3 protein-coding genes are annotated in these 3,519 nt (G+C 41.1%); all 3 read right to left on the bottom strand.

Annotated elements, in window-relative coordinates; genetic code table 11:
- A partial coding sequence (locus WC615_RS22955; RefSeq protein ID WP_372980355.1) for a hypothetical protein occupies nucleotides 1–1,186 on the bottom strand: 1,186 nt, incomplete at its 3' end.
- A gap of 7 nt (nucleotides 1,187–1,193) precedes the next feature.
- Nucleotides 1,194–2,135, bottom strand: a complete 942-nt coding sequence (locus tag WC615_RS22950; RefSeq protein ID WP_372980354.1) for a hypothetical protein — start codon at nucleotides 2,133–2,135, stop codon at nucleotides 1,194–1,196.
- A 187-nt stretch (nucleotides 2,136–2,322) separates the two neighbouring features.
- On the bottom strand, nucleotides 2,323–2,880 hold the full coding sequence (locus WC615_RS22945) for a hypothetical protein (protein ID WP_372980353.1): 558 nt from the start codon (nucleotides 2,878–2,880) through the stop codon (nucleotides 2,323–2,325).
- Nucleotides 2,881–3,519: the final 639 nt, after the last annotated feature.

Raw genomic sequence — 3,519 nt, 5'->3', positions numbered from 1 at the left:
CCCAGCGTACTTCGCTGTAGTTGTGTTTAACAAACTCATCGGCGGCAATGTTATTCCAGTGTCCCGGAGGGGTTACTGTACCTACGCCATCAGCCCAAAACGCAACGATACGCTCATGCTCACGGCTATGATCATTGCTCATTGCCAATACCTCGTCAGATTCTTTTTTAAATTCAGGGGTGTTAGTTCCGTATGGCGGTGCCGGGCGTAAAGCCACTACGGTTGCCGTTGGGAACAGAAATGGGTTAACCTTTGTAAACAATGGCAACATTGGCGGGCGTTTTGGTAATTCAAGGCTTATCCATGGTGTGTTGCCAGCTGCTGCGGTGTTATCCTCTAAAGCTTTCCAGTCCTCTGGTTTGCCAATAGCTGCGCCTGCCTTATCGGCACGGGCGCGTGCTAAAAACACGTCAGCTACCTGTCTGCCTAATGATTCGCCCGCATCCATATCCGAGCGGGTATTGGCACCTGCCATTATACGGTACAGTTTTTCTTCAGCAGCTTTTTGACGGATGTAATCCAGGTCGCCGGGGAATAGTAGTTCCATCATTTTAGCGGTAACGCCGGCTACAACAGCATCTTCACTCGGATATGAGGGCAACTCTGATTTAGGTACAAGCGCCTGTATTGCCGCATCTGTTTTGTATGGTGCCGGGCGGTTAAACTGTTTTTTGAACTTCCAGGCCTGTACCAATGCATCGTACTGCGCCGCACTCACATAAGCATAAGCACGCGCAGCATAAGGTGGGTTTGAAAATGGAAATAACGGGTAAGCAAGCGGGTTAGCCGCACTTGGTGCGGGGTAAGTTCCGTCATCATTTTGATATGGCGGCAGGTTATGTTTGGCAACAAGCTCGCGTAATATCTCGTTCCAACGTAATACCGAACCGGCGCTCCAATATTTAATAATATTTTTCTGCTCGCCGGTAAGGTTACGCTGATAGCTTTTTATCTCGTTCAGGTCGGCCAGGTAATTCGGTGTTGTAACAGCATCTGGTGTAGCAACAGTAAATGTGCTCGAGCCTGTTAATACAGGAGTCCAGGTATCAGCGTTCAAATCAATATTGGTTGGCGCCAGCGCTGGGTAATTCTGGTTGCGCTCCTGGATGTCTTTTTTACATGATGAATTGAAAACCGATACGGCGATCATCATGGCAGGTAATATATAGGATATACTTTTTTTCATCACTTTCTTATTTATCAGATTTATCCTTTTTAACAGAAAATACATAATACACGCCGCCAAAAACCGATAGGTTTTGGCCAACGTTACGGCCTTTTAATACATAGTTACCACCGGCAGTAAGCTCAAGGCCGGCGATAGACTGAAACATATACTTAAATACACCACCGGCCAATGTAGCATCCATGTTGTTGCTTGGGAATGGCATATTGTTTTTGGTGATATCAAAGCCACCAATAGTATTTACTTTGGTTAATGTGGCCTCGGCATTAAACTTTAAGCTACGGTAACCCGTGCTAAACAAAAAGTTTGTAGCGTTTGGCATCGCCACCTGGTTGGTGTAATGCATTTCGGTAGTATAATACGAGTCGCGGTCAATAGTAATATTATCCTTACGTACATACTGGCCTGCACCGGCAACAAAAAACCTGCCTACCTGGTAGTTTACCAATCCGCGCAACGCAATACTTTTGGTCTGCATCCCTAATGATAGTGGAAGGAAATCGGCCTGGTAGTTGCCAACCGGAATAACACCCGATACAATGGCATGTAAACTTAATAAGCCACGGCCTACTTCCTGTTTAACAGCTAACCATTTAACGGCAAGGCTAATATCCTGCACACCGCTTTGGCCCCTGAGTGTACCGGCAGATGCGTTTGTTTTGATGTAAGGTATCATAAACAACACGTTTACACGGTTACTTAAACCATAGTTACCACCTACAGCGTAAACATTGCTGCTTATGGTCCCTAAATTCAGGTTTTCGCGTTTAAAGGTGCCTTCCCAGTAATGATCCCAACTGTTGTGGGTATATATACCGGCGGCGCAGAAATAGTTTTTAGGTATCATTAAGGCATCTGTTTCGGTTTGCGCGTTTACTGTTTGGGAGAAAACAACACAAACTAAAAATGCCATACAATACCTGGTTATATATTGTAAATATCTTTTCATATAATGGTTAATAATTAGAAAAAGGAATATTAGCATAAGCACCAGCTGCTAAAAATCTCACAAATTAGTAGCCGGTGCTTAATTTTTTGATCTTAAAGCCATTGTAACCAGCCTGGCTGGTTACGACAAAACGCACCTGGCTGGGTTACCGGGATTAAGAAACAATAAGTTTATTGAAATATATTAATCAGCCGATGTGGTTTGGCGGTTTGCCCGGTGATTCAATATAAGGATGGGATAATTTGGAAGATGCAGGGTTCTCTCTCCTGTCAATAGAATTTTCAAAGCTTAAAAAAGCATAATTAACCTGGGGGTTATTATACTCTGATATTGGAGATGAGGATGTTTTTTTTGCAGGAGCCTCCTGCCCTTTTTTGGTTAAGGGGGCATCGCTCACATTTTTAGCGAGAATTATATTCGCGTTAAAAAGTTTTGTTTTAACGCTATTGGCCACACAAACCAAAAACATGGTATCGCGGGTCATTTTAACACCAACATAATTGTAAAAACCGTCTTTTAACTGTACTTGCCCCTGCACACGTTCATAATCGGGCCAATCGGTCATTCCGCTGTTATTAACCGGTATTTTTACCTGTACAAGCTGTGTGGCATCTACTTTATTTTCGTAAATTTCTTTTGTGATCTGTAATTCGGAACGATGAATGAAATATTGGAAGACGAGGCTATAGCCACCCGTATTAAACAGGTGTACACTTAAAAGCAATATCGCCAGAAATCTTCTCACCAATGGTTAGTATTAGGTACTATACGCTTGTAAATATATATAATAAATTAATTATCACAAAAAAATTACACAAAAACCAAAACAAATTCGTTTTAGCTATTTTTTATAGGTCTTTGGATGGTTTAAATCACAGGCTGTTCCATTTTTATCGGAACAAACCGAACAATCGCAACAATTTGATAATGAGCAATATACACTAACGAAATTTTGTTAATATATCAACAAAAACTTCACGGATATTATGTAATACTATATAATTCAGCTATTTATAAATATTAAATTTTGTTCCATTTTTTTAACAATGGAACAAAAAACGTAACAGATTGAAGTAAGATTAAACACGATAATTGGCAACTTTTTTCGCCTCATTTCGGCCTCAATCCGGCCTTTTTATCTTTTTTAAAGGCAGGGAAATTTATAAATGTAATAATATAAGACATTGATTTATAAATACTTATACATTTTATGCTTGTTCCATTTTTTGCAGTTTTGGAACAGGTTTTTCTTGTGTAAACTATGTTAGCCCGCCCCTACTTCACTGGGGTAAGCCTGGCTAAATACTGATCAAACCCATCGTCAAATAAAACCTCCGTTACCCAACCTTCTTCAGCTGCAACAATTGTTAATGTTTCCTGATCG

The organism is Mucilaginibacter sp. (genome assembly GCF_041663085.1).
In the GTDB taxonomy this organism is placed as follows: domain Bacteria; phylum Bacteroidota; class Bacteroidia; order Sphingobacteriales; family Sphingobacteriaceae; genus Mucilaginibacter.
This window is presented reverse-complemented; position numbering and strand designations above follow the sequence as displayed.

Coding starts and splice junctions, on each gene's coding strand:
- WC615_RS22950 (WP_372980354.1), bottom strand. CDS start 2,135: ATGAAAAGATATTTACAATATATAACCAGGTATTGTATGGCATTTTTA.